Raw genomic sequence first — 26,610 nt, 5'->3', positions numbered from 1 at the left:
GGGCAGTGGACCGAGCCATGTGGGAAGGGCGTGGTCTCGTCGCCCCCGGCCAGCCTCTTCCGCGTGAGATGCGCACTCCTTGGTACGACCCTCGGGTGGGCTTCTAGGGTTATCCGTACATCCGTACCGTCCCCTAGAGAATCTATCCGTACGTACGGGGACCCCCCACTTCGTGGTGGGGGTCCCCACGTCGTGCCATTTGCCGTTCAAGCAGCCATCCGTTCACTCCTCGGCGGGCAGACGAACACCCTTCCTCGGCTCCTTGAGAATCACGCCAGCAGCGTGCATGGCGTCGGTCATCTTCGTGAACGTATTGGGGTGAATGTCGAGAGCGCGGCGTGCCTTTTCTATGGTCATCTGACGCCCGGGCTGGACCCTCAATACAGCCACCAGTGCGGATTCCTGATCTGGCCTCCACTCGGGCCTCAACTCGGCGTCTACGTTGCCCTCTCCGTCGTCTTGGACGGTCAGCCGAAGAGCGGGCTCCCGCCGTCGCCCCATCGTGAACGCCAGGGCCTTGGTGCCGCGTGGGACATCAATCCACGAGTGCCTGTCCTTGGTCAGTCGCAGGTGCGATCTGCCTTCTCGGGTGGGGCTGGGGGAGTAATCGAGCACGACGTTCAGGAGCACGTCCATCTCAGAACCGGCCCGTTGTGAGCCGATGGGATCGTCCGTCTCAGGAGAGCCCTTGGGGTTGTGCGAGATGAGTACGGACACCACTGACTTCCAGCGGTCGCGCATGGGCGTCAACGTGCCGTCGAGCCACAGCGTCACGCTCTGGTCGTCGTTGGTGTTGCCGCCGCCCGCACCGATGGCGCGGTCGATGGAGTCCACCACGAGCATGTCGGGTGGTCCTCCCAAGCCTCGCGCGATGCCCTTCATGGCAGCCTCGCTGACGTTCATCGGCGGGTGCTCGATGACGCGCAGGCTGTCGAGGGCCAGGCTGTCCCACGGCACGCCCGCCCACTGGCAGATGTTCCACAGCCGCTCCATGATCGCCTGGTACCCCATCTCGTAGTCGAGCACCAGCACCCGCTTGCCATCCCGCAGCAGTTGAAACGTGAGCCACAGCCACAGCCACGACTTCAAGCACTCGCGGGTGCCAAAGAGCATCGCGCGGGCTCCTGGCGGGAGAAGTCGCCGGTCGAGCCCCTCCACAAAGCCCACCACCGGCTCGGGCTTCGGCTGGAACGGGTCGTACTCCTCTCCTCCCCGCCCGTCCCAACGGTGGGCATCTCGCTCGGACATGCGCCGCGCATGGAGCACCGCCGCCTCAGCGGTGACGCCCATCTCGTCGGCGCGGGCACGAACTTGCTCTGCGTGATGACGTGCCCGCTCATCGTCGTCGGAGTCTTGGGGTCCTTCGCTGTGCATGTCATCTACATTCACGCGAGCTCCTCCTCCTCGATCACGGCCCGCTGAGCCGACAGCACGGTGGTCTCGGCTTCGGATGGCGACAAACCCGCGACACCAGCAGCTGCCACCAGCCGAGTCACAATCTCAGCGGCCTTCTCGCGTTTGCCCGGCGCCCGCCTGAGCCAGCCCCGCCAGGTGTCCTTCGATAGCCCGTAGAGCGTCGTGTTGCGCGTCGTCTCAGGAGCGTTGGCGATCTGGGCGAGTAGGACATCTCGGCGGTGAGCGTCGAAGAACGGCTCCGTGCCCCACGACCGCCGCGCCCGCTGCGAGCGCTCGCGATCACTCTCCACGTCATCCCATCGGATGCCGAGGCGGTGCATGAGGTCCAGTACTGGCCAGGTGTAGACGCTCGGCTCATCGGGCTCGATCAGCCATCGAACACGTGCGGGCGGGTCGTGCTTATAGTTCAGCGTCCCCACGGGGCGCAGAACGTCCTCGTCGGATGCCTTCGAGGAGTCCCACGCTGCGCCGCCGACCAGCCGGCCCAGCCCCACACACAGGGCGTGGTGCATGTGGGCGTCTACTTCGGCGTCCAGCCGCACGTACACATGACCGTGCGGCCCTTCAGCGGTCTTTGTGCCGGACGCGACGGCGAACGCTCCCAGCGCCCTGGTCTGCTCGAGGTCCAGCGGCCCATCGACGTCGGCATGGATGTGCCGTCGCCGGGTGGCCTGCCCCTTCCTCCGTCGGTCTGGGTGGAGGTAAGGACACACGAACACATCCGCGCTCGCTGCTTCGAGAGCCAGGCCATTGGCCACGGCCTCGTGGAACCGGTGGCCGAACTGGCGAGTCGTCGCCTGGTCGGGTCTGATGCCCCTGGGCCACTCCACCCAGCCGTCACCCGGTGACAGGGAGGCGACGCGGATCGCGCCGTCTGCCCAGTCTCCGATGATCGGTGGAGGGAAGAACTCGGCCAGCCAGCGTTCGCCGTCGTCCATGTTGAGGGTCACCGTGCACCGCCCTTCGAGCTCGCGCTGCTCAGCAGGGCCGCCACGCGGGCGACCTGTTCGGGAGTGAGGGGCGGCATGGCTGCAGCAGCCTCGGCGGGGGTCACTCGACCACCTCAGCGTCGATGGTGACGACCTTGCCCTTGGGGCCGAAGGCGGTCGTGCCGGTGCGCATCGCTCCAGAGGTGGCGTGCTCCTTGAGTGCCGCCGAAACTTCGGAGGGCCGCACGAAATAGCCGCGTCGGCCACGGACCTTGTAGGCGTTGAAGTATCCGCGGGTGATCCAGTTGCGGATGGTGCGCTCCGACACGTCGAGGTGGTCGGCCATGCCCTGCAGGGTCATGAGAGAGGCGCTGGAACGGTGGGTGTCCTGGGTGGACATGATTCTCCCTGGGTCGTCCACCGGATGTGTGCCGAAGGCCGGTGGGCCCTGGGGGAGCCTCGTTGTCCGCGCTACCTCATTTGAGGGGTCGTCCCTGTCGCGCGTTGGCCCGTCTGGATTTCTTGGCTCGGGCCATTCCTAGATTCATTTTCTCACATCTGGCCGCGCCGCACCATGGGCACCAACGGCCATGTGCGCCGATCTGCGGCACCTTCTCGCGCTACGCCTAGTCCGAACCGCAAGCGTGGCAAAAGTGGCTCACACGGCGATATGCGCGGTTTCCGTTTCGGCGCCCACCGGCGTGAGCAGCAGTCGCTCGTGCACCGGGCGGCGGGACGCGCCACGTCCCACCGGCAGGATCTCGACGCGGAGGACTGCGGCCAGGACGGCGCGCTGCACATCGATAGGGGCGTCGATGAAGGACTGGCCGGGGTCGGCTGTCGCGAGGATCGTGGACGCTGCGCCTTGCTGAAGCGCCGCCGACAGTCGGGTGTCGATGGCCGTCAGTTCAGAGGTCACCTGAGCGCTCGCCTTGGCGAGTTGAGCACCTGAGGTGACGCCGTTGGCGTAGTCGTTCTCGAAGGCCTCGAGCCGTGCGGAAAGCACCGCTCTGCGGTCGCGGTCGACGGCGATCATGGTGTCCTCGGGCTGCATGGCTGCGGCGACACGAGGGTCGCGAATTCGCTCGGCCACGACGTCGCGCACGTAGTCGTCCACGAGGCTCTGGCGCACCGTCAGGTGGGCCGACGCCTCGCAGCGGTAGTGATATTGGCGCACCTGGTTCTTGCGCGCGGCGGTGCCGCCGATGGCGGTCACGCGGACGTTGCCGCCGCAGATGCCGCACACGTAGATGCCCGAGCCGAGCCAGCGGGTCGCGGTGTTCTGCTGGTTGCGGCGGGAGGTGTCGATGAGCAGCGTGTAGCAAGCCCTCCATGTCTCCTCGTCGATGATCGCGGGCCAGGTGGCCTTGCCCACGATCTGGAGGTCGCCTCGGTCGGCTCGACCGTGTGCGAGCAGTCCGCAGTTCCTGGGCCGCACGAGCACATCGCGAAGCCGGGCATAGGTCCACTCGACCTGTTTCGAGGTCATCCGATACTTGCCTGCGGCGTCCTTGACGCGACCGCCCTTGGCGTCCTTCACGTAGGTTTCGCGCTTGGCTTGCAATCCGCGCTCGTTGAGTTCGCGTGCAATGGCTCGTAGAGAGCGGCCCGCGATGATCGACTCGGTGGCCTCGCGAACCACTGCAGCCTCGTGCTCGCGGATCGTGAGGCCGTCCTTCTCGAACCCATAGGGCCTAGGGCCTCCCCGGTACTTCCCGTCAGCCGCCATCTGGGCCTTGGCGCGCTTCATGCGCTCGCGGGCATGGTCCACCTCGTGCTGTGCGGCGGCGCCGAGCATGCGCGCCACCATGCGGCCCGAGGCCGTCGTGAGGTCGATGGTCCCCGCCGTCACCGTCTGGACCTGTAGGTCGTTGCGCTCGGCCACGGCCACGAACTCCTCGAGTTCCGTCGCCCGTCGGTGCAGGCGGTCGGTGTGCCACGCGACGATGCCGCTGACACGCTTGGCATCGACGGCGGCGAGCATCTCGCGGTACTGGGGTCGGGGAGCGCCGGAGTAGGCGCTGATGTCGTTGTCCACGTACACCGCGACGACCTCCCACCCGAGGCGTTCGGCCAGCGCGCGACAGTCGGCCTCTTGCCTCTCGACGCCCAGCCCGCCGCCAGCGCGGTCCCTAGATATGCGGCAGTAGATCGCCGCCCTGACGCTGCCCGATTCCTCGTTTCCCATGTATGTATTTTCTCATGTTTCGACCTCAGCAGCCCCTTCGTCGATGCGACGCTTCCCGGCGGCGAACGCCTCCACGTCGTCATCCCGGACGTGACCCACCGCCACTGGGCCGTCAACATTCGCAAGTTCATCGTGCGCGCGAGCCACGTCGACGACATGGTGGGTCTCGGCTCCCTCACCCGTCAGGCGGCGGCGTTCCTGTCCGCGGCGGTGGAGGCGGGGCTCAACATTGTGGTCTCGGGCGCGACGCAGGCGGGCAAGACGACCATGGTCAATGCCCTCGCTGGCGCCATCCCGCCGCGGGAACGCGTGGTGTCGTGCGAGGAGGTGTTCGAGCTGCGCCTGCCTGGGCGCGACTGGGTGGCGCTGCAATGCCGCCAACCGTCGCTCGAGGGCACGGGCGAGATTCCGCTCAGGCGCCTGGTGAAGGAGGCGCTGCGCATGCGCCCCAGCCGCATCATCGTGGGAGAGGTGCGCGAGGCCGAGGCGCTCGACATGCTCGTCGCCTTGAATGCGGGATTACCAGGCATGTCGACCATCCACGCGAACTCGGCGCGTGACGCCATCGTCAAGATGTGCACCCTACCGCTGCTCGCCGGCGAGAACGTGTCGGACCGGTTCGTGGTGCCGACTGTGGCATCGGCCCTCGACCTCGTGGTGCACCTCGACATCGACTCGCGCGGCGCGCGGCGCGTGCGCGAGATCGTCGGGGTGACGGGCCGGGTCGAGAACGGGGTCGTCGAAACCTCGGACGTGTTCCGTCACGACGGCGAGCGGCTGGTGCGTGCGGGTGGGTTCCCGCCGGGCGAGGAGCGCTTCACCCGTGCCGGTTTCCGGGTCGAGGACCTCCTGGGGATCTGACATGGGCGCACTATGGGGACTCGTCGCCGGGCTGGGAGTCTTCTTGGTGTGGTGGTCCTTCTGGGCTCCGCCGGTGGAGCCTCGCCGCGCGTCGACCTGGCACGCATCGCTGAGTGACCGGCTCGTGCAGGCCGGCGCCGGTGCCGTCACCCCCGGTGCGCTCGTGGCGACGGCCACGGGACTGGGGTTGGTGGTCGCGATGCTCATCGGAGGACTCTCTGGCTCCGCGGTCGTGGGCGTGGGGTTCGGCATTCTCGCGGCGCGCGGTCCTTTCGCCCTGGTCAATGCCCGTGCGCGCAGGCGAGCCGACGAGTCTCGCCGGCTGTGGCCCGATGTCGTCGACTCGCTGGCCTCGGGCGTGCGCGCGGGGCTGACGCTGCCCGAGGCGGTCGCCCAGGTCGGCACCCGCGGCCCCGACCCGCTGCGCGAGCCGTTCGTGCTGTTCGGTGAGGATTACCGCGCCTCGGGCCGCTTCCACGACAGCCTCGACCTCCTCAAGGCGCGGCTCGCGGATCCGGTCGCCGACCGCATCGTCGAGACCCTGCGCCTCACACGCGAGGTGGGTGGCACCGACTTGGGGCAGACTCTCAGGACGCTCGCGGATTTTCTGAGGGCCGATGCGCGGGTCAGGGGAGAGATCGAGGCTCGCCAGAGCTGGACGGTCAATGCCGCGCGGCTCGCGGCGGCAGCGCCGTGGGTGGTGCTCGCCATGCTCGCCTTTCGCGGCCAGAGCCTGGTCGCGTATAACTCGGCGGTGGGCGTGACGGTGCTGGTGGCGGGCGCCGCGGCGACGGTGGTGGCGTATCGCCTCATGATCCGGGCCGGGCGCCTGACCACGGAAGAGCGGGTGCTGCGATGATGTGGCAGGCGATAGTAGTGGGGCTGACGTTCGGCGCGGGTGTCGCGCTGATCGCCGCGTGGGCGAGGGCCCGACGGCCCAGCCTCGCGGTGCGGATCGCGCCGTATGTGCGGGCGTCCACGGCCGACGAGATCAGGCGGCGCTCCGTCACCGTCACGCCGCTTCCCACGCTCGAGCGGATCCTCGCCCCCGTCGTGCGCGACGGCGTACGGCTGCTGGAGCGCTACGGCTCGCCCACGGACCAGTTGCGGCGGAGACTGCGCCGGGCGGGCACCACGACGACCGTCGAGCAGTTCCGCGCGCAGCAGGTGATCTGGGGCATCGCGGGCCTGCTCGTGGGGCTCGCGGTGGCACTGCTGCTGGCGGCGACCCGAGGAACATCAGTGGTCTCACTCGCGGTACTCGTTGTCGTCGCTACGGCAGGCGCGATGCTCGCTCGTGATGCCTGGCTCACTCGGGCGGTGAAGGCCCGCGAGCGCCGCCTGCTCGCCGAGCTCCCTACGGTGGCCGAGATGCTCGCGCTCGCGGTGGGTGCCGGGGAGAGCGCCGTTGCAGCGTTGGACCGCGTCGCGCGCCTGACCCACGGCGCGATGTCGGAAGAGCTGACTCTAGCCCTCGGCGAGGTGCGCGCAGGTGCGCGACTGCCCGCAGCGCTCACGGCGATGGCCGAGGCCACGGAACTGCCCGCGATGACACGCTTCGCCGAGGGAATCGCGACGGCTGTCGAGAGGGGCACGCCGCTGTCCCAGGTGCTCCGAGCCCAGGCCGCCGACGTGCGCTCGCGCGGCCACGAGGCGCTGATGGAGGAGGGCGGCAAGCGCGAGATTGCGATGCTCGTGCCCGTCGTGTTCATCGTCCTTCCCGTGACCGTATTGTTCGCAGTTTTTCCGGGCTTGATGTCCATCAGGTGGGGCTTCTAACCGGACGCCGCACATCCACAGGAGAAAAGGGGAGGCACATGAAGAAGCGATGGAAGGACGCCCTCGCGGCACGCATGGTCGACATGCACGACGACCGCGGGGACGTCCCTGGATGGGTGCTGATTACCTTGATGACGGCGGGGCTTGTCGCCGTGATTTGGGCGATCGCGGAGCCCACGTTTGCCGGGCTGTTCGATGATGCGATCGACGGCGTCACGGGCGGCTGAGCTCCGCGACGACCGTGGCAGTGCGCCTGCCGAGTTCGTGATGATCGGCACCCTGGTCGTGCTGATCGCGCTCGCGCTGCTCCAGCTGGTGCTGGCGTTGCACGTGCGCAACACCTTGATCTCGAGCGCGCACGAGGGCGCTCGTCATGCCGCCGCCGCGGACCGGGAGCCGGCCGACGGCGCCCAGCGCGCGCTCGAGGTCGCCAGCCAGTCTCTGCCGGGGGTCGATGCGAGCGCCCAGGCGGCCGCGGTGCGGATCGATGGCGCCGACGGCGTGCGGGTGACGCTTACAGCTCCGATCCCCGTGGTGGGCACCTGGGGCGCCGGCAACATGACCGTGGAGGCACGGGCGATCGAGGAGGGCCAGTGAACAGGCGAGCCCATGCCGCTTCTGACGAGGGCTCGGCGCTCGTCGAGTTCCTGGGCGTCACGGTGCTCGTGATGATCCCGCTCGTCTACCTCATCATCACGCTCGCGCACCTGCAGGCGGGCATGTACGCGACCGAGGCCGCCGCGCGCACCGCGGCCCGTGCGGCCGCCACGAGCGGAGTCGACGCGCTCATCGACGGCGACGGTCGCGACCGAGCCTGGCGCGAGGCGAGCGCGCATGCGGAGGCCTCAGTCGCACTGGTGGCGGAGGACTTCGGCGTAGGAGCGCTGGACCTCACCCTCGCGTGTGAGGGCGAATGCCTCAGCCCGGGCTCGGCGATCGTCGCCGATGTGACGGGCGAGATCGGCCTCCCGGGCGTTCCGGCAGGCGTGCTCGACGTCGCGCCGCTCACGGTGACCCTCACGGCGCGCGGCGCCTCGCCGATCGATGGGACCGCGCCGTGACGAGGACGCCCGGCGGCACGACGACGTCACGCGGGACCGGCGCGCGCTGGCGCGACGACGACGGCTCGATGTCGGTGTGGGCGCTCGGCTGGATCGTGGTGATCGCGCTCGCGGCCCTCGTGGTGGCGAGCGCCACCCAGGTGCACCTCGAGCGGCTGCGCCTGGTCGCCCTCGCCGACGAGGTCGCCCTGTCCGCGGCCGATGCTGTGGACGGCGGTGCGTATTACGGCACCGGGGGAGCGGTGCTCGCCCTCGACGACGACGCCGTCCGTGTCCACGCCGCCACCCGCCTCGCGGCGGACCCCGCGCGCCCGTGGATTGGCGAGGTGGGCCTGCTCGAGGCAGGCAGCGACGACGGGCAGTCCGCCCGCATCGTCCTGGGGCGCACCGTCCATCTCCCATGGCGCATCGACGCGCTCGCCCCGTGGAGTGACGGCATTCGGATCTCTGCAACGGCCACGGCCCGGACGAGTTAGCGCAGGGCAACCGAAGGCCACGGCGAGATGAGGGCAACGGGCACCCAAGCGCCTCATCGCGGTGGCGAGACGCCATCGAAACCCCGCCACGGCATCGGCCGCCCGGAACGGGACCTTTGGCCCGCGAAAACGGACATCAGGGCTCGTACTTTCGAAGTGTGGCTCAACGGATGCACCGCGGAGACACCGCCCGCGCCGTTGGGCAGAGGGAGAAAACCGACATGACCGCCACCGACCCCCGGACCGCCGAAGACACGATCGCCTACTCCACCGAGTGGCGCGGATTCGAGCGGGGACCCTGGTCAGAGGGCATCGACGTGCGAGGCTTCCTGCAGGCGAACTACACGCCCTACGAGGGCGACGCCAGCTTCCTCGCCGGTCCCACCGAGCGCACCGCCCGCGCCTGGGACTCCATCACGGCGATGTTCCCGCAAGAGCGTGAGAAGGGCGTCTACGACGTCGACGCTCACACCCCGTCCACCATCACCTCCCACGCCCCGGGCTACATCCGCGAGGGCGAGGACGTGATCGTCGGCCTGCAGACCGACGCTCCGCTGAAGCGCGCTATCATGCCCAACGGCGGATGGCGCATGGTGGTCAAGTCCCTCGAGACCTACGGCTACCCCGTGGACCCCGAGCTCGAAACGATCTTCTCGACCTACCGCAAGACCCACAACGACGGCGTGTTCGACGTCTACCCCCCGAACGTGCGCGCCGCCCGCTCCTCCCACATCGTCACCGGCCTTCCCGACGCCTACGGCCGCGGCCGCATCATCGGCGACTACCGCCGCGTGGCCCTGTACGGCGTGGACGCCCTCATCGCCGGCAAGAAGCAAGAGCGTGCCCTGCTGGACATGGACCGTTCCACCGAGGACGTCATCCGTGACCGCGAGGAGAACTCGGAGCAGATCAAGGCGCTGAACGAGCTCAAGGCCATGGCCAAGAGTTACGGCTACGACATCTCGGGCCCCGCCAAGGACTTCCGCGAGGCCGTCCAGTGGCTCTACTTCGGCTACCTCGCCGCCGTGAAGGAGCAGAACGGCGCCGCGATGTCGCTGGGCCGCACCTCGACCTTCCTCGACGTCTACGCCCAGCGCGACCTGACCGAGGGCACGCTGACCGAGACTGACGTCCAGGAGATCGTCGACGACTTCGTCATCAAGCTGCGCATCGTCCGGTTCCTGCGCACCCCCGAGTACGACAACCTGTTCTCGGGCGACCCGACCTGGGTGACGGAGTCCATCGGCGGCATGGGCGACGACGGCCGCACCCTCGTCACCAAGACCTCGTTCCGCTTCCTCCAGACCCTGTACAACCTGGGCCCGGCCCCCGAGCCCAACCTCACGGTGTTCTGGAACGTCGCGCTGCCGCAGGGCTTCAAGGACTTCTGCGCGCAGGTGTCGATCGACACCTCGTCCATCCAGTACGAGTCGGACGACCTGATCCGCTCGCAGTGCGGTGACGACGCGGCGATCGCCTGCTGCGTGTCGGCCATGGAGGTCGGCAAGCAGATGCAGTTCTTCGGCGCTCGTGTGAACCTCGCCAAGGCGCTGCTCTACGCGATCAACGGCGGCCGCGACGAGGTCTCCGGCAAGCAGGTGTCGCCCGCGGCGGCCCCGATGGCCGGCGAGGTCCTCGACTACGACCAGGTGGTCAACGCCTTCGACAAGACCATGGACTGGCTGGCCGAGACCTACGTCGACGCGCTCAACTGCATCCACTACATGCACGACAAGTACGCGTACGAGCGCATCGAGATGGCGCTGCACGACAAGGAGATCCTGCGCACCATGGCCTGCGGCATCGCCGGCCTGTCGGTCGCGGCCGACTCCCTGTCCGCCATCAAGTTCGCCCAGGTGCGCCCCGTGCGCGACGAGACCGGCCTCATCACCGACTACGAGATCACCGGCGAGTTCCCGACCTACGGCAACGACGACGACCGTGTCGACGCCATCGCCGTCGAGCTGGTGCACCGCTTCATGGACAAGGTCCGCCAGCAGCAGACCTACCGTGGCGCGAAGCACACGCAATCGGTGCTCACCATCACCTCGAACGTCGTCTACGGCAAGGCCACCGGCAACACCCCCGACGGCCGCCGCGCCGGGGAGCCCTTCGCCCCTGGTGCCAACCCGATGAACGGCCGCGACACCCACGGCATCGTCGCCTCCGCCCTGTCGGTCGCGAAGCTGCCTTACGACGACGCCCAGGACGGCATCTCGCTCACCACCACGGTGGTGCCCGCGGGACTCGGCCGCGACAAGCCCGAGCAGGTCAAGAACCTGGTCGGCGTGCTGGACGCCTACGCCATCGAGCACGGCTTCCACATGAACGTCAACGTGCTGAACCGCGACACCCTCGAGGACGCCATGGAGCACCCCGAGAAGTACCCGCAGCTGACCATCCGCGTCTCGGGCTACGCCGTGAACTTCGTGCGGCTCACCCGCGAGCAGCAGCTCGACGTCCTGTCCCGCACGTTCCACGGTTCGCTCTAGGAGGCGACTGACATGACCGCCACCGTCCCCGCCCGGGTGGCTCAAGCTCAGGCCGCTGAGGCCACGGAGCCGCAGGCCTCGGCCGCCGAGCCCGCGGCCGTCACCGAGCCCATCACCATCGCCGGCCCGTCGCTCCCCATCGTGGGCGCGGCGGGGCCGAGCGCCGGCTCCATGCGCGACGCCGACGAGGAGATGCGCCACGGCGTGCGCCACACCAAGGGTGAAGAGGGCACTATCCACTCGTGGGAGCTCGTCACCGCGGTGGACGGCCCCGGCACCCGGCTGACGTACTTCCTGGCCGGCTGCGCCCTGCGCTGCCTGTACTGCCACAACCCCGACACCTGGATGATGCGCAACGGCACGCGCGCGACCGCCGACGAGGTCCTCACCCGCGTGCGTCGCTACTCGCACGTCCTCAAGGCCTCCGACGGCGGCCTCACCATCTCCGGCGGCGAGCCGCTGCTGCAGCCCGACTTCGTGGCCCGCATCTTTCGCGGCGCCAAGGAGATGGGCATCCACACGGCGCTCGACACGTCCGGGTTCCTGGGCGCTCGCGCCTCGAACGAGCTGCTTGCCGACACCGACCTGGTGCTGCTCGACGTGAAGTCGGGCGACCCGGCCACGTACAAGGAGGTCACGGGCCGCGCCCTCCAGCCCACGCTCGACTTCGGCCGGCGCCTGTCGGCCCAGGGTGTGAAGATCTGGGTGCGCTACGTGCTGGTGCCTGGACTGACCGACGACGCCCACAACGTGGACCTGGTCGCCGACTACCTCGCCGAGCTCGACACCGTCGAGCGCGTGGAGGTGTTGCCCTTCCACCAGATGGGCCGCGAGAAGTGGCATGCGCTCAATGAGCCCTACGCGCTCGAGGACACCCAGGCGCCGTCGCCGGCGCTCGTCGCCCGCGTGCGTCGCCAGTTCGCCGAGCGGGGGCTCACGGTCTACTGACCGCCGCCGGCCTTCCAGGCGGCCGATGCCGTGGTCGGCCCGAGCCCTCGTGCCGCCTTTCGTAGGGCTCGCGGGGCCCGTAGGCTCTGCCCATGCTCGACCTCGACACGCTGCGCTTTGTCCAGGCGTGCGTGGGCGTGCTCACGTTCGTCTTGGTGTTCTTCGGCACCTACCTACCCTCGCGCGCCCCGTATGCAGGGTGGTGGAGCCTGGTCGTGGTCGCCTCCTCCGTGAGCACCGCGTTCTATGGGCTGACGGGCACCTCGTGGGGGTGGCTGACCGATGCCGTAGGGCACGCGCTCGCGGTGCTCGCCGCTGCCTTTGCGTGGGTCGCGGCGCGGTCGCTGCGCCACCTTGCCACGCGGCCCCTCGCGGTGGCCGCCGCGCCTGTCGCGGTCCTGGTGGCCGCCGCGGTGCTGCCCCGCCACGAGGGTGTCCTCGCTGGCACGCTCGCGCTGCTGATCGGCATGGCCATCATGTTCGGCCTCGCGGCCTACCAACTGTGGACGCTCGCGACCGATCACGGGCGCGCCCCTGGTGGCGGCGCGGGGGTGGGCACCCATCACGCCGTGGTGTCGGTCGCGCTCGCGGCGAGCGCGATGGCGCTGCTGTACGCGATCCGTGCGGTCGTCTTCGTGCTGCTGGGCCCGCTCGATCCCTGGTACGTCACGTGGACCGGCCCGGCGATTACGACGATTGTTGTCACGCTCGCGATGGTGGTCGTGACCTACTCGGTCACCGAGTTGTCGCGGTTCGAAATCTCGGAGCGCTGGCGCCGGCGTGCCATGCGTGACGACCTCACCGACCTGCTGCACCGCACGCCGTTCATGGACCAGGGCCGTGCGATTCTCGCCTCGCCGGCTCGCGGCGCCGCGCCCTACGTCGTCGCCGCCGACTTCGACCATTTCAAGGAACTCAACGACGCTCACGGCCACGCCGAGGGGGACCGCGTGCTGCGCGCCTTTGGTCACGCGTGCCGGGCGCTGCTGGCGGACCGCGACCTCGCCTGCCGCCTGGGTGGTGAGGAATTCGCGCTGCTGCTGGCCGCTACGGACGCTGATGCGGTGGTGGCGCTGACGAGTGAGATCTCGGCGGCGGTACGGCGCGACTCGGGGCCCGATCAGCAGGCGGCGACCATCAGCTTTGGCATCGCGGCCGCGCACCCGGGCGAGCGTCTCGAGGACGCCATGGAGCGCGCCGATCGTGCCCTTTACGAGGCCAAAGCCGCCGGACGGGACCGCGCCGTGGTGCACGCCGACGACCTCCCCCAAGCGGGCGCGTAGGTCGGCCGACTGGCCAAGCCGGCCACGACATCGGCCGCCCGCAAGCCGGCCCGCAAGCCCGCCTGCCTAGGACAAAAGCCCTGGTAGGACGAATGTCCTACGGGACAAAGGCCTCATGTGATGTGCCTCACGCGCCCCTATCGTCGAAGTATCAGGGCGCCGCTAGGAGCCCCCGGCAAGGGAGAAATCACATGACCGCCACCCAGGAGTCTGCCGTCCAGGAGACCCCGTCCGTCGCCTCCGAGATCGACCGCCTGGTCGCCAACGGCCAGCGCGCGCTGCAGGCCTACTCGGCCTTCACCCAGGCAGACGTCGACCTCCTCGTGAAGAAGGCCTCCGTGGCGGCGCTCAGCCAGCACGGAGACCTCGCCATGCAGGCCGTCCAAGAGACCGGCCGCGGCGTCTTCGAGGACAAGGCCGTGAAGAACATCTTCGCGTGCGAGCACGTCACCCACTCGATGGGCCCCATGAAGACTGTGGGCGTCATCCACGAGGACGAGCTGCTAGGCATCACCGAGATCGCCGAGCCCGTCGGCGTGATCGCGGGCATCACCCCCGTGACCAACCCCACCTCGACCGCGATCTTCAAGTCCCTCATCGCGCTGAAGACCCGCAACCCCATCGTGTTCGCGTTCCACCCGAGCGCACAGCAGTCGTCCGTCGCCGCCGCCAAGGCCGTGCGTGACGCCGCGATCGCCGCGGGTGCCCCCGAGCACTGCATCCAGTGGGTCGAGAACCCCTCGCTCGAGGCGACCGGCGCGCTCATGAATCACGACGGCATCGCGCTGATCCTCGCCACCGGCGGCAACGCGATGGTGAAGGCCGCGTACTCGTGCGGCAAGCCCGCCCTGGGTGTGGGTGCAGGCAACGTGCCCGCCTACGTGCACTCCTCGGCCAACCTCAAGCGTTCCATCAACGACATCGTCATCTCGAAGGCGTTCGACAACGGCATGGTGTGCGCCTCGGAGCAGGCCGTCATCCTCGACGGCTCGCTGTACGAGGAGGCGCTGAGCGAGTTCGACCGCCTCCACGCCTACCGCGTCACCGCCGAGGAGAAGGCGCTGCTCGAGGAGTTCATCTTCGGCGTCACCGCCTCCGGCGAGAACTGCGCCGGCGCCAAGCTCAACCCCAACGTGGTCGGCAAGCACCCCACCTGGATCGCCGAGCAGGCCGGCTTCTCCGTTCCCGCCGACACCTCGATCATCCTCGCCGAGGTCTCCACCGTGGGCGAGTCGGAGCCGCTGACCCGCGAGAAGCTGTGCCCCGTCCTTGCGGTGCTGCGCGCCGAGACCACCGAGCAGGGCCTCGACTACGCCGAGCGTATGGTCGAGTTCCACGGCCTGGGCCACTCCGCCGCGATCCACGCGACCGACCAGGCGGTGATCCAGGAGTTCGGCCAGCGCGTCAAGGCCGTCCGCATCATCTGCAACTCCCCGTCCTCGCAGGGCGGCATCGGCGACATCTACAACGCCTTCCTGCCGTCCCTGACCCTGGGCTGCGGCTCCTACGGCCATAACTCGGTGTCCAACAACGTCTCGGCGATCAACCTGATCAACGTCAAGCGCATTGGCCGGAGGAACAACAACATGCAGTGGTTCAAGGTCCCGGCGAAGACCTACTTCGAGCCCAACTCGATCCGCTACCTCAAGTCGATGCCCGACGTGGAGCGCGTGACGATCATCACGGACGCGACCATGACCCGCATCGGCATCGTGGACCGCATCCTCGACGTGCTGAACCGCCGCAACAACAACGTGTCGGTCCAGATCATCGACAACGTCGAGCCCGAGCCCTCCATCAAGACCGTGACGGCCGGAGCCGAGGTGCTGCGCGCCTTCAAGCCCGACACCCTCATCGCGGTCGGCGGCGGCTCGCCCATGGACGCCGCGAAGGTCATGTGGCTCATGTACGAGCACCCGGACGTGGTCTTCAGCGACCTCAAGGAGAAGTTCTTCGACGTCCGCAAGCGCGCCTTCACCTTCCCGCAGCTGGGCGAGCTCGCGCAGCTGGTGTGCATCCCGACCACGTCGGGCACCGGCGCCGAGGTCACCCCCTTCGCGGTGATCACCGACACCGAGACGGGCCGCAAGTACCCGCTCGCGGACTACGCGCTGACCCCGTCCGTCGCGATCGTCGACCCCGTGCTCACGCGCATGCTGCCCTCGCGTGTGGCGGCCGATTCCGGCATGGACGCCCTCACCCACGCCACCGAGGCGTTCGTCTCGGTCTACGCGAACGACTTCACCGACGGCCTCGCGCTCCAGGCGATCCGCCTGGTGTTCGAGAACATCGCGAAGTCCGTCGAGGGTGGCCCCGAGGCGGAGAAGGCGCGCGAGAAGATGCACAACGCCGCGACCATCGCGGGTATGGCCTTCGGCAACGCGTTCCTGGGTCTGGTGCACGCCATGAGTCACGTCACCGGCTCGACCTTCCACGTCGCCCACGGCCGCACCAACGCCGTCTACCTGCCGCACGTGATCCGTTACAACGGCAAGGTTCCCACCAAGCCGACCTCGTGGCCCAAGCAGGAGTCCTACGTGGCTCCCGAGCGGTTCCAGGAGATCGCGAAGGTGCTGGGGCTCGCCCACTCGACCCCGGACGAGGCCGTCGAGGCCTACGCCACCGCGGTCGAGGAGCTGCGCGCCGCGGTGGGCATCGAGGGTTCGTTCCGCGAGATCGGCATCGACGAGGCCGAGTTCATGGCCTCGCTCGACACGCTCGCCATGAACGCCTACGAGGACCAGTGTGCGCCCGCCAACCCGCGCCTGCCGATGCTGGCCGACATGAAGGTCATGATGCAGGCCGCCTACTACGGCATCCGCTACGAGGACGTCGCCGCCCGCGAGGCTGCCGGCGCCGCCGCGGAGGAGGCCGCCGCTGCCAAGGCGCCGCGCAAGACCGCCAAGAAGGCTGCCAAGTAGCGCACATCAGCCACACACGGCACGGCCCCGGCTTCCTGGAGGAGTCGGGGCCGTGCCGTATGTGTTTCGGATGACGGCGGCCTGAGCCGCGTCGGGGTTGTCGTGCCGGTGACAGTGAGGCGAGGATCGCGGCGGCCGGGTGGGACCGGTCGACGCCCGTCACTCAGGCGGCTGATGCCCCGCGTTCGCAGGCACCTTCGCGCCGTGCACCAGCATCTCGGGGCCGCTCGTGACGATGAGCCACACCGGCAGCACGATCACGCACAGCGAGGGCAGCACCGCGACGTCGCCCACCATCGCGACGCCCATGAACAGCGCGAGCCAGCCGTCGCGGCCGATCGCCAGAATCGACCCGGCCGCGCCCGCCGCCAGCGCCAGGGCGAGCGAACTGTCGGGTGCGAGCGAGTGTCCCGCGAGCCCAAACGCGACGCCGATGAACACCGCGGGGAAGATGCGCCCGCCGCGGAACCCGGCCGCGGCGGACACCGTCAGCGCTGCGACCTTGATGACGGCGAGGAACAGCAGCCCCCAGAACGAGTACTCGGCGGCCGTAGCCACCAGCTCGCCGCTCTCGGCCGCGCCCTTGAACAGCGTGAGCGGGCCGCCGATCGCGCCCAGGAGGCCCACCAATAGACCGCCGATCGTCGTGAACACGATGGGATTCGGGAAGCGCCGCAGCAGGTGCCACAGCGGCGGCATCAGGCGGGCTCCGACCAACGACGCGAAGGCGGCGGCGAGCGCGATGGGGATGCCCACGTACAGATCCGCCCATCCCGGCCCCGCATAGTCGGACAGGTTGCCCGGGATGAAGGCCACACCGAGCCACATCGCGACGACGGCGCCGGACGCGGCGGCCGCCACTGGCGCGAACAGCCGGTCCCACAGCAGGCCCTGGCGTCCGGCGCCGGACACCATCTCGGTGAGAAGCAGCGCCGCGGCGACGGGGGAGCCGAACATCGCGCCGATCATGCCGGCGCCCGCCACCAACAGGATCTGGCCGGCGGTCGCGTTCGGCACGATCCGCGCCAGTCCCCAGACCGACAGGCCCACGGCGATCGAGATGATGGGGCTCTCAGGGCCCAACGAGACGCCGGCGCCCAGGGACACGATGAGCGCCGCCGCAATGCCGGGCAGCGCCTTCAGCGGCAGGGGAGGCGCGACCAGCTCGGTCGTGGCCGAGTCGTACCCACCGTGGCCGGGCGCGTAGCGAATGATGGTGCCCACGGCCGCTCCCGCGAGGGTCAGCACGATGATGGGCCACCACCAGGACTCGGCGTCGAAGCCGCCCACCTCGGGGATCCAGTCCCACAGCACATGGGTGACGCCCTCGGCGGCCTCGTCGATCACCCACAGCAGCACCGCGCACATCGCGCCGATGACCACCGCGGGGATCGTCAGGCGCAGCAGGGTGCGCGCGGTGGCGTGCCGGCGCTCGTGGTGGGTGAGGGTTGCGTCGCTCATGGCCACGAGCATAGGACCGGCCCGCGCGACTAGACTGGACCGTCGTGGCCACCGACTTTCCTGTAGAGATCTCCGCGCTGAACGCGACCTTCCACCAGATCGAGGCCGTGAGCGACCCCGAGAAGCTCGCGGCGCGCATCGCCGAGCTGGAAAACCAGGCGGCGGCGCCGGATCTGTGGGACGACCAGGAGAACGCGCAGGCCGTCACGAGCGCCCTGTCCGCGGCCAACGCCGAGAAGGACCGCCTGGACCGCATTCGCCAGCGCATCGAGGACCTCGAGGTGCTCGTCGAGCTCGGCACGGAGGGCGAGGACGAGGATACCCTCGCCGAGGCCGACAGCGAGCTCGCGGTCCTCAAGAAGGACCTGTCCGCGATGGAGGTACGCACCCTCATGTCGGGCGAGTGGGACGAGCGCAACGCGGTCGTGACCATCCGCTCGGGCGCGGGCGGGGACGACGCCACCGACTTCGCCGAGATGCTGCTGCGCATGTATCTGCGCTGGGCCGAGCGTCACGGCTACGGCACCAAGGTCCTCGACACCTCCTATGCGGAGGGCGCGGGCATCAAGTCGGCCACCTTCGAGGTCAACGCGCCGTACGCGTTCGGCACGCTCTCGGTCGAGGCCGGCACGCATCGCCTGGCTCGCATCAGCCCCTTCGGCTCGGCGGACAAGCGCCAGACCTCCTTCGCGGCGGTCGAGGTCATCCCGCAGATCGAATCGACCGACCACATCGAGGTCGCGGAGGCCGACATCAAGGTCGACGTGTTCCGCTCCTCCGGTCCCGGCGGCCAGTCGGTCAACACCACCGACTCCGCCGTCCGCCTGACCCACTTGCCCACCGGCATCGTCGTCTCCATGCAGGACGAGAAGAGCCAGATCCAGAACCGCGCCGCCGCCATGCGCGTCCTCCAGTCGCGCCTGCTGCTGCTGAAGAAGGAAGAGGAAGCCGCGCAGAAGAAGGAGCTCGCGGGCGACATCAAGGCCAGTTGGGGCGACCAGATGCGCTCCTACTTCCTGTACGGCCAGCAGCTCGTCAAGGATCTGCGCACCGGCTACGAGGTGGGCAACCCGCAGGTCGTCTTCGACGGCGACCTCGACGGCCTGATCGACGCCGGCATTCGCTGGCGCAAGCAGCAGCAGACGCAGCAGGACTGATTTTCCAGGGCCGATGCGCCACGTACGTTCCGTACCGCGCCCGGCCACGGCATCGGCCGTCGGGAAGCGCCCGCGAGCGCGTGACCAACGCGACACCACGAGAGCGGCGCGCCTCCCGGCAAGCCGCTTGACGCGTTCTTACGATGCTGGCGGAAGCGCGTGACTACCCCTCGCGCACACGTACACATGATTCGACTCGACAACGTCTCCAAGGTCTACACGCGCGGCGCGCGTCCGGCGCTTGACGCCATCGACGTGGAGATCGAGCGCGGCGACTTCGTCTTCCTGGTGGGATCGTCCGGCTCCGGAAAGTCCACCTTCCTCAAGCTGGTACTGCGCGAGGAGCGCCCGACGAACGGCGACATCTGGGTCGCGGGCCGCCATCTCAACAGGCTGTCGAGCTGGCGGGTGCCGCACTTGCGTCGCGAAATCGGCGCCGTGTTCCAGGACTTCCGCCTGCTGCCCAACAAGACCGTGTACCAAAACGTGGCGTTCGCGCTGCAGGTCATCGGCAAGTCCAAGCGCGACATCAAGCAGAACGTGCCGGAGATGCTCGAACTCGTGGGGCTTGCGGGCAAGGAGCGGCGCATGCCGCACGAGCTCTCGGGTGGCGAGCAGCAGCGCGTCGCGATCGCGCGCGCCTTCGTCAACCACCCACCCATCCTGCTGTGCGACGAGCCCACGGGAAACCTCGACCCGGGCACGTCGGTGGGCATCATGCGCCTGCTGGACCGCATCAACCGCACCGGCACCACGGTGCTGATGGCCACCCACGACGACGAGATCGTCGACCAGATGCGCAAGCGCGTCATCGAGCTCAAGGGCGGGCACCTGGTGCGTGACCAGGACCGTGGCGTCTACGGGTTGGAGACCGTCTGATGCGGCTCCAGTTTGTCTTCGGCGAGGTCTGGAACGGGCTGCGCCGCAACTCGACGATGGCGCTGTCGGTCGCGCTCGTCACCTTCGTGTCGCTGACCTTCGTGGGCGCGGCGGCGCTGACCCAGATGCAGGTGCAGCAGCTGAAAGACGCCTGGTACGGCAAGGTCGAGGTGTCGATCTTCCTGTGCCCGCCGGACTCCTACGAGGAGAACTGCGCGGCCGGCCCGGTGACCGAGGCGCAGACCGACGACATCGTCGCGGTGCTCGAGGAGGGCAACGTCTCCGACCTCGTCGAGTCCGTCTACGTCGAGACGCGCGAGGAGGTTTACGACTCGATCGTGGCCGCCGACGACTCGGGCGTGTACTCGCAGCTGGAGCCCGAGGACCTCGCCCCGGTCATGCGCGTGAAGCTCACCGACCCGGAAGAATTCCAAGTGGTGGCCGATGCCACGGCTGGGCTCCCCGGCGTCGAATCCGTCTACGACCAGCGCGAGGTCTTCGACGACCTGTTCGACTTCCTCAACGCAGCCACCATCGTGGCCGCCGCGCTCGCGATCGTCATGATGGTGACCGCGATGCTGCTCATCACGACCACGATCAGGCTGTCCGCGCTGTCTCGCAGACGCGAGACCACGATCATGCGCATGGTCGGGTCGTCACGCTCGCTCATCCAGCTGCCGTTCATGCTCGAGGGCGCGGTGGCGGCCACGGGCGGCGCGGTGCTCGCGATCGCGGGGCTGTTCTTCGGCACGCAGTACTTGGTCGAAGGCTGGCTGACGGGGTCAATCTCCTGGGTCGACTACATCGGCCGCGAGGACGTGTGGTCGGTGGCCCCGTGGCTGGTGCTGATCGCCGTGGGCCTCGCCGGCGCCGCCTCGCTGCTCACGCTGAACAGGTACACGCGCGCATGACCGACACGAACCGGCGCCCGCTCATCCTCATCGTCGCCGTGATGCTCACGGCGATCCTGGGGGGACTCGCGATCGGCCTGGGCGGGTCCGCCTTTGCCGCCGACGACTACGACGACCAGATCGACAAGTATCAGGACCAGATCGACGAGGCCGAGGACGGACTGTCGGACGCGAACGCGGATCAGGACGCGGCGCAAAAGCGTGCCGACGAGCTGTCGAGCGCGCTCGAAGACACCGACGCGAAGATCATCGAGGCGTCCGAGAAGCTCGACGCGCTCGAGGCGCAGATCGAGCCGCTCGAGGCCGCCGTCGCCGCGGCCAAGGAGGCCGTCGAGGCCGCCATCGTCGAGCAGGGCATCGTCGCCGACAAGCTGGCGGCAGCGGAGGCCCAGGACGCCGCCATCACCGCCCAGATCGCTGAGGACGAGGAGCGCGTGCAGGAGCTGCAGTCGCGCGTCGCGGCGATTGCGCGCGAGTCCTACAAGGGTGGCTCCGCTGAGGCGAGCCTGGGCATCGTGTTCGGGGCGGCCGACGAGGACGAGTTTGTCGACGAGTTCACGGCGCAGCAGTCGGCCGCGCGCGTGCAGGCCTCGACGCTGGCCGAATTGGACGAGATTGCGGCCGTCAACCGCAACCGCGGCGCCCGCCAGGAGGCCGTGCGTGACTACATCACGGAGCTGAAGGCGCAGGCGGATGCGCTGGTCATCGAGCGCCAGGAGAAGGAGCAGGCCGCCGAGGACGCGAAGGCCGCGCTCGACGTGAAACTCGCCGAGGCGCAAGAGGTGAAGGACTACCTCGAATCGCAGCGCCAGACCTACCTCGCCCAGCAGGCCGAGAACGAGGCGCTCCAGGCGCAGCTTCGCGACCAGGTTGCAGCACTGTTCGCCGCGAAGAAGGCCGCCCAGGAGGGCAAGTCCGACGCCGAGGACGCGAAGGCCGAGGCTGAGGCCGAGGCGGCCCGCAAGGCCGCCGAGGAGGCTGCCAAGAGCAACGGCGGTGCGGCATCGGCCTCCGGGTATTTCGCCTACCCCACGAAGAACGTCTACATCACGTCCTCGTACGGGATGCGCTATCACCCGATCTATCACTACTGGCGCCTGCACGCGGGCACGGACTTCCGTGCGTACTGCGGGACGCCGATCTACGCCTCGGCGCCCGGCACCGTGGAGTGGGCGAAGACCGTGCCCGGCTTCGGCAACCAGGTCATGCTGGACCACGGCACCGTGGGCGGCGACTACGTGATGTCTAGCTACAACCACCTCACGCGCTTCGCGGTCTCGAGTGGTCAGAAGGTCTCGCGCGGCCAGCTGCTCGGCTATTCGGGTAACACGGGGTCGTCGACGGCGTGCCACCTGCACTTCGAGATGTACGTCAACGGCTCGACCGTGAACCCCATGTCGATGCTGTAGCGGGTTGTCGCCTAGACTCGTACATCGCCCTGGCTGCTGTGTCCCCGGGCGAACACGATCGAGGAGGTGAGTCATGGCGGAGAAGTCCGACGAGAAGAAGGTCGTAGCGACCAATCGCGCGGCGCGTCACGACTACTTCATCGACGACACGTTTGAGGCGGGCCTGGTGCTGCGTGGCACCGAGGTCAAGGCGCTGCGCGCGGGCCGCGCCTCGATCGTCGACGGCTACGTGCACGTCGAGGGCACCGAGGCGTGGCTCGAGAACGTCCACATCCCCGAGTACTCGCAGGGCACCTGGACCAACCACGCCCCACGCCGGCGCCGCAAGCTGCTGCTGCACCACGCCGAGATTGACCAGCTGCTCATCAAGACCCGCGAAAAGGGCTTCACGATTGTGCCGCTCAGGCTGTACTTCGTGAAGGGTCGCGCGAAGCTCGAGATCGGCATCGGCCGCGGTAAGAAGCACTACGACAAGCGCCAGACGCTGCGCGAGAAGCAGGACAACCGTGAGGCCGAGCGGGCGATGAGCCTGCGCCGGCACGACTAGCGCAGGGTTTCCACCGCGCTCGGTTGGTCGCCTGGCAGGAGTCGGCCCACCGGCTCCGAGTCATCGTCCCTGGTCATGGCCTCCCTTCTTCGCCAAGATGGAGACATGCCATTGCTCCGGCCTGCCCTGACCGTTGCCCTCGCGGGCCTGACCACCCTGGCGACGCTTGCTGGTGTGTCGTCGTTGGCGGTGCCTGCGGCGGCCGCCCCATCCGCGGCGATCGCGGCCTCGACCGCCGACGACTATCCCGGGCGAGAGGTGACGCGTTGGGACGCCACCTACGTGCTGGATCCCGATGGCTCGGTGGCAGTGACGACCGAGATTGATTTCGACTTCGGCAACGACCCGGGTCACGGCGTCATCTTCACCCTCCCGACTACCCAGGGCATCGAGGATTCGGACCTCGAGCGGGTGTGGGACATCGGCAACATCGACGTCTCGAGCCCCACGGGCGCGCCCGACGACGTCACCACGGAGTCGGAGGGGGACACCCTGTACATCCGGGTGGGTGACGAGGACATCTCGGATGTCTCGGGCGTCCAGACCTATGTCCTGAGCTACACGGTCGCGCACGTCATGAACGAGACGACGACTTCGGAGACCGACGACGACCTCGCCGGCGACGAGTTCTATTGGAACGCGATCGGCTCGGGCTGGGAGACTCCGGTCTCGGACATCACGGTCACTGTTGCGTCGCCCGTCGCCGCCACAGCGGTGCGGTGTTTTTCGGGGCCCGAGGGATCGACGGGTGGCTGCACGGCGGGGGAGCCCGGAACCTCGGTGACGTACACGGCCGATGCCGTGGCCGCCTACGAGCCGCTCACCGTCGCGGCGCTGTATCCCGCGGGAACGTTCGATACGACCCCGAAGACGCAGGTCGCGAACGACGTGGCGCGGGCCTTCGCGGTCAATGTCTGGACCGTGGGGGCGGCACTCGTCATCCTGGCGGGCGGCCTGTGGCTCGTGATTCGGCGGCTACGGCGCGTCGGAACCGACATGGTCTACGCGGGCGTGGCGCCGGGGCTCGAGCCGCTCTCGGATGCCCAGGCCGCGGTCATGCGACGCGATCCGAAGGCGCCCATCGCCGTGCAATTTGAGCCACCTCGGGGGCTCCGGCCGGGGCAGCTCGGCACGCTGCTCGACGAGAAGGCCGACGTGCGTGACGTGACGGCGACCATCATCGATCAGGCGGTGCGCGGCTACCTGCGGATCGACCCGGTGGGGGAGCAGCAGCCGCCTGCCGACTACCGCCTGGTCAAGCTACGCGAGGCCGATGCCGAGATGCCCACGTACGGGCGCATGCTCTTCGAGGCGATCTTCGAGGGCCGCGAGCAGGTGGCGTTCGAGGACCTCAAGACGACCTTCGCCGCCGATCTCGCGAAGGTGCAGGAGGAGATGTACCGCGACGTCACGGACCGTGGGTGGTTCAAGCGCAATCCCAAGTCGGCACGAGGGTCGTGGGCAGCGCTCGCGATCGTGCTGGTGTTCGTGGGTGTGGCCGCGACCTTCGTGTTGGCGGCGCTGTGGGGCGCCGGGCTGGTGGGCGTCGCGATTGCGGTGGTCGGGCTGGTCATGCTGGTGCTCACGAACAAGGCCGCAGCGCGCACGCCCGAGGGCTCGCGGGTGCTCGCCCAGACCGAAGGCTTCAAGCTCTATCTCGAGACCGCCGATGCCGCCCAGCTTAAGTTCGAAGAAGGCCAGGACATCTTCAGCCGGTACCTGCCCTACGCCATCGCGTTCGGCGTCGCCGAGCGGTGGTCGGATCTGTTCGCCCGGCTCGCACGGGAAGGTCACGACGTGCCTGCTCCGAATTGGTATGGCGGAGCCTCGTACGCGGGATCGTTCTGGCTCTATCACGCTGCCTTTGGACGCCAGATGACAGACCTCACTTCACTCGCGGACGCGGCCATCAGTACGCCAACGCCTGGCTCGTCCGGCGGCTCCGGTTTCTCAAGCGGGGGCGGCTTCTCGGGTGGCGGAAGCTTCGGCGGCGGTGGCGGCGGCTGGTAAGCCCTCCCTTGCGGGCTTCCCGGCTCCTCTCTCCTACTCGCGCCTGGGTGGCGGATGAGTGAAGACGGACTCGCCGAGTACGAGGCCCGCGGGAACCTCGTGGCGTCGCCATCGCCGGTGGTCTCGCGGTGTCCGATGGGGCGGCAAGTTCACATGGTCGGCGCGCGCCCTGGTGTTTGCAGCGATGCGCCTGGCCACCCACGATTCTCGGTCGTGTGGAGAGCTGCCGCTGCTTGCCGCGTCCGGTAGCGGCTCGACGAGTGTGCTGATGCTGGAATCCGGTGCCATGGCGCAGGCGGAGGTGCCGGAGGGTCGAGGCGTGGGAGGCTCGTCGTGCCGATCAGCCGATGTGGGCTGCTCGGGCGGTATCGATCGAGGCCGCTCGGCGGGCGGCGGCTGTTGTCGTCGTCGGTGGTCGCCGGCTTTGGCGGCGGCGATGGGGGTGCGGGCGATGACGTCGGCGGGGTCGGGTAGGTGGTCGCCGTACACGGCGGTCGCGTCGAACAGTTTCCTGCCCCCGGGTTGGGGTGTGCGTTCCGGGTCCAAATGTGCCGGCGGGATGAACCACACCTCGGTTTCGGTGGCCACGATGATCCAGCCTTCACGGTGCACGTCGTGGTGGCACTTCACACACAAGGTGACACCGTTGGTCGTTTCGGTTTTTCCGCCGAACTCGAGCGGAGTGATGTGGTGGCAGTCATCCCAGGCGGCCGGCAGCGAGCACTTCGCACATCCTCCGTCACGCTTCAGGATCGCGATGCGTTGAGCGGGGTTGAAGGGCCGGCCGGTGTAGCCCACATCGAGTTTGCGTGAGCCCTTACCTAGGACGGACGGGATGAGGCCGGCGCGGGCCATCATGCGGCGCAGCTCACCCGCGTCCGGGGTGGTCGAGAGACCCTCGATCGTGGCACCGAGCGTGCTGTCACCCTTGGCAGCAGCGAGCATGGTGTCGTAGTCCATAGTCACGACCACCTTGGCGCTGGTATGAGGCAGCACTTCAACGTCACAGCCCTGCAAATGCCTAGCGAATGCGCCCATGGCGTCCGCACACACTTGTCCGGGAGTACGGTCGTCGACGGTCGCGACGAGACCTTTCTTGATCGCGTCACGGGCGCTCTTGTTGGACCGGAACTGCTGGTTGACCATCGCGCCCATGAGTGCCACCCATGGTGCGCCGTTTTCGGGATCGAGTTGCCCGTTGATGCGGATCATCCCGTCAGCGTTTTCACCCACGTTGAGGAAGCGACGGTCACGACGCTCCTGAGCGAGTTCTTCTAGATGGTCGGCATCGAGACGGTCCCGCCACCGATTAATCACCTGCCCAAGCCGGTACAGCGACATGAAACGGGCCTTGGACACCAGATCCTTTTCCGCCTCGACCATCAGCTCTGCATCAGCACGGTCGGCCACGCCACGCAGCATCCTGGTGATCGCGGTCGCGCCCTCCGCACCCAACTGTCCTGCACGCGACGCCGCCGCGACATGCGCAAACACGGGACCAGCCGGCTGAACTTCCGGCGGCATGGCCGGCGTCTTACATGCGTCGCGCGGCGCCTCGCCAGCGTTCTGACTGTTCTGGTCCACCGCGGCGGCGCGTTCCGCATCGGCGAGCGTCTCGCCCAACTCGATCAGACGCTTTGCTTCCGGGCCCGAAACCCCGGTCTGCTTCTCCACCATCCCCGGTGCATTGCGGTGGCCGTGTCCGCGCGCGAATCCCACCCCACGTGTGGATTTCTCCGACCGCTTCTGCGTCTCCGCAGCCACCACCGCCATCATCCGATCGGCGTCCTGACGCACGGCCCCCACGGCGAAGCCCAAGTCCGCCAACGCCTCATCCGACATTGCGGCGACCTGAGCAAACGTCAGAACGTCGCCACGGACC

General features: G+C 68.6%; 22 protein-coding genes and 1 pseudogene. 17 read left to right on the top strand and 6 right to left on the bottom strand.

Features of this window, described 5'->3' with window-relative positions; genetic code table 11:
* Positions 1–222: 222 nt before the first annotated feature.
* The 4 genes from B7K20_RS03900 to B7K20_RS03885 all read right to left on the bottom strand — a co-directional run bounded on the left by B7K20_RS03900 (position 223) and on the right by B7K20_RS03885 (position 4,533).
* A complete protein-coding gene (locus B7K20_RS03900; protein ID WP_144018523.1) occupies positions 223–1,374 on the bottom strand; it encodes an AAA family ATPase in 1,152 nt (383 codons plus the stop codon).
* Between the two features lie 11 nt (positions 1,375–1,385).
* Positions 1,386–2,366 (bottom strand): hypothetical protein, encoded by a 981-nt coding sequence (locus B7K20_RS03895; RefSeq protein ID WP_084100688.1) that lies wholly within the window; start codon positions 2,364–2,366, stop codon positions 1,386–1,388.
* 100 nt (positions 2,367–2,466) lie between these two features.
* On the bottom strand, positions 2,467–2,745 hold the full coding sequence (locus tag B7K20_RS03890; protein ID WP_084100684.1) for a helix-turn-helix domain-containing protein: 279 nt from the start codon (positions 2,743–2,745) through the stop codon (positions 2,467–2,469).
* Positions 2,746–3,003: 258 nt separating this feature from the next.
* On the bottom strand, positions 3,004–4,533 hold the full coding sequence (locus tag B7K20_RS03885; RefSeq protein ID WP_084100680.1) for a recombinase family protein: 1,530 nt from the start codon (positions 4,531–4,533) through the stop codon (positions 3,004–3,006).
* 21 nt (positions 4,534–4,554) lie between these two features.
* Here B7K20_RS03885 and B7K20_RS03880 point away from each other — a divergent pair.
* From B7K20_RS03880 to adhE, 11 genes and pseudogenes are all read left to right on the top strand, one after another.
* Positions 4,555–5,394 (top strand): annotated as a pseudogene (locus tag B7K20_RS03880) (CpaF family protein); the annotation flags it as partial.
* Between the two features lies 1 nt (position 5,395).
* Positions 5,396–6,253 (top strand): type II secretion system F family protein, encoded by an 858-nt coding sequence (locus tag B7K20_RS03875; protein WP_084100677.1) that lies wholly within the window; start codon positions 5,396–5,398, stop codon positions 6,251–6,253.
* Positions 6,250–7,173: a type II secretion system F family protein gene (locus B7K20_RS03870; protein ID WP_371327861.1), complete on the top strand. Its 924-nt coding sequence runs from the start codon at positions 6,250–6,252 to the stop codon at positions 7,171–7,173. Before B7K20_RS03875 ends, B7K20_RS03870 begins: the two co-directional genes overlap by 4 nt.
* 38 nt (positions 7,174–7,211) lie before the next feature.
* Positions 7,212–7,400: a hypothetical protein gene (locus tag B7K20_RS03865; RefSeq protein ID WP_084100674.1), complete on the top strand. Its 189-nt coding sequence runs from the start codon at positions 7,212–7,214 to the stop codon at positions 7,398–7,400.
* Entirely contained in the window at positions 7,369–7,770 is a 402-nt protein-coding gene (locus B7K20_RS03860; RefSeq protein WP_371327860.1) for a TadE/TadG family type IV pilus assembly protein, read from the top strand. Before B7K20_RS03865 ends, B7K20_RS03860 begins: the two co-directional genes overlap by 32 nt.
* Entirely contained in the window at positions 7,767–8,234 is a 468-nt protein-coding gene (locus B7K20_RS13040; protein WP_159449312.1) for a pilus assembly protein, read from the top strand. Before B7K20_RS03860 ends, B7K20_RS13040 begins: the two co-directional genes overlap by 4 nt.
* Positions 8,231–8,710 (top strand): pilus assembly protein TadG-related protein, encoded by a 480-nt coding sequence (locus B7K20_RS03855; RefSeq protein WP_159449311.1) that lies wholly within the window; start codon positions 8,231–8,233, stop codon positions 8,708–8,710. The genes B7K20_RS13040 and B7K20_RS03855 overlap by 4 nt, the downstream gene beginning before the upstream one ends.
* A 221-nt stretch (positions 8,711–8,931) precedes the next feature.
* A complete protein-coding gene (pflB, locus tag B7K20_RS03850; RefSeq protein WP_084100665.1) occupies positions 8,932–11,202 on the top strand; it encodes a formate C-acetyltransferase in 2,271 nt (756 codons plus the stop codon).
* 171 nt (positions 11,203–11,373) lie between these two features.
* Entirely contained in the window at positions 11,374–12,150 is a 777-nt protein-coding gene (pflA, locus tag B7K20_RS03845; RefSeq protein WP_084101052.1) for a pyruvate formate-lyase-activating protein, read from the top strand.
* Positions 12,151–12,242: 92 nt separating this feature from the next.
* On the top strand, positions 12,243–13,433 hold the full coding sequence (locus tag B7K20_RS03840; RefSeq protein ID WP_084100663.1) for a GGDEF domain-containing protein: 1,191 nt from the start codon (positions 12,243–12,245) through the stop codon (positions 13,431–13,433).
* A gap of 191 nt (positions 13,434–13,624) precedes the next feature.
* Positions 13,625–16,354 carry a bifunctional acetaldehyde-CoA/alcohol dehydrogenase gene (adhE, locus tag B7K20_RS03835; RefSeq protein WP_084100660.1) on the top strand — a complete coding sequence of 910 codons (2,730 nt, stop codon included), beginning with the start codon at positions 13,625–13,627 and terminating at the stop codon, positions 16,352–16,354.
* Between the two features lie 159 nt (positions 16,355–16,513).
* Here the strand turns inward: adhE and B7K20_RS03830 are convergent, their stop codons facing one another.
* Positions 16,514–17,815, bottom strand: a complete 1,302-nt coding sequence (locus tag B7K20_RS03830) for an ion channel protein (protein ID WP_144018522.1) — start codon at positions 17,813–17,815, stop codon at positions 16,514–16,516.
* Positions 17,816–17,859: 44 nt separating this feature from the next.
* On the opposite strand from B7K20_RS03830, the gene prfB reads away from it, so the two are divergent.
* From prfB to B7K20_RS03800, 6 genes are all read left to right on the top strand, one after another.
* The gene (prfB, locus tag B7K20_RS03825) at positions 17,860–18,972 is read left to right on the top strand and encodes a peptide chain release factor 2 (RefSeq protein WP_084100653.1); all 1,113 of its coding nucleotides are present in this window, start codon (positions 17,860–17,862) and stop codon (positions 18,970–18,972) included.
* A 186-nt stretch (positions 18,973–19,158) separates the two neighbouring features.
* Positions 19,159–19,851 (top strand): cell division ATP-binding protein FtsE, encoded by a 693-nt coding sequence (ftsE, locus tag B7K20_RS03820; protein ID WP_084100651.1) that lies wholly within the window; start codon positions 19,159–19,161, stop codon positions 19,849–19,851.
* Positions 19,851–20,762, top strand: coding sequence for a permease-like cell division protein FtsX (gene ftsX / locus B7K20_RS03815; protein ID WP_084100648.1), 912 nt, complete (start codon positions 19,851–19,853; stop codon positions 20,760–20,762). The genes ftsE and ftsX overlap by 1 nt, the downstream gene beginning before the upstream one ends.
* On the top strand, positions 20,759–22,171 hold the full coding sequence (locus B7K20_RS03810) for a M23 family metallopeptidase (protein WP_084100645.1): 1,413 nt from the start codon (positions 20,759–20,761) through the stop codon (positions 22,169–22,171). Before ftsX ends, B7K20_RS03810 begins: the two co-directional genes overlap by 4 nt.
* A gap of 73 nt (positions 22,172–22,244) precedes the next feature.
* Positions 22,245–22,718 carry an SsrA-binding protein SmpB gene (smpB, locus tag B7K20_RS03805; protein WP_084100642.1) on the top strand — a complete coding sequence of 158 codons (474 nt, stop codon included), beginning with the start codon at positions 22,245–22,247 and terminating at the stop codon, positions 22,716–22,718.
* 105 nt (positions 22,719–22,823) lie between these two features.
* A complete protein-coding gene (locus tag B7K20_RS03800; RefSeq protein ID WP_159449310.1) occupies positions 22,824–24,728 on the top strand; it encodes a DUF2207 domain-containing protein in 1,905 nt (634 codons plus the stop codon).
* A gap of 33 nt (positions 24,729–24,761) precedes the next feature.
* On the opposite strand, the gene B7K20_RS03795 is transcribed toward B7K20_RS03800, so the two are convergent.
* Positions 24,762–26,525 carry an HNH endonuclease signature motif containing protein gene (locus tag B7K20_RS03795; RefSeq protein ID WP_159449309.1) on the bottom strand — a complete coding sequence of 588 codons (1,764 nt, stop codon included), beginning with the start codon at positions 26,523–26,525 and terminating at the stop codon, positions 24,762–24,764.
* Positions 26,526–26,610: the final 85 nt, after the last annotated feature.

It is taken from the genome of Demequina sp. NBRC 110051 (assembly GCF_002090055.1).
In the GTDB taxonomy this organism is placed as follows: domain Bacteria; phylum Actinomycetota; class Actinomycetes; order Actinomycetales; family Demequinaceae; genus Demequina.
Note: the sequence above shows the minus strand (reverse complement) of the source record. Positions and strands in the feature narration are given on the sequence as shown.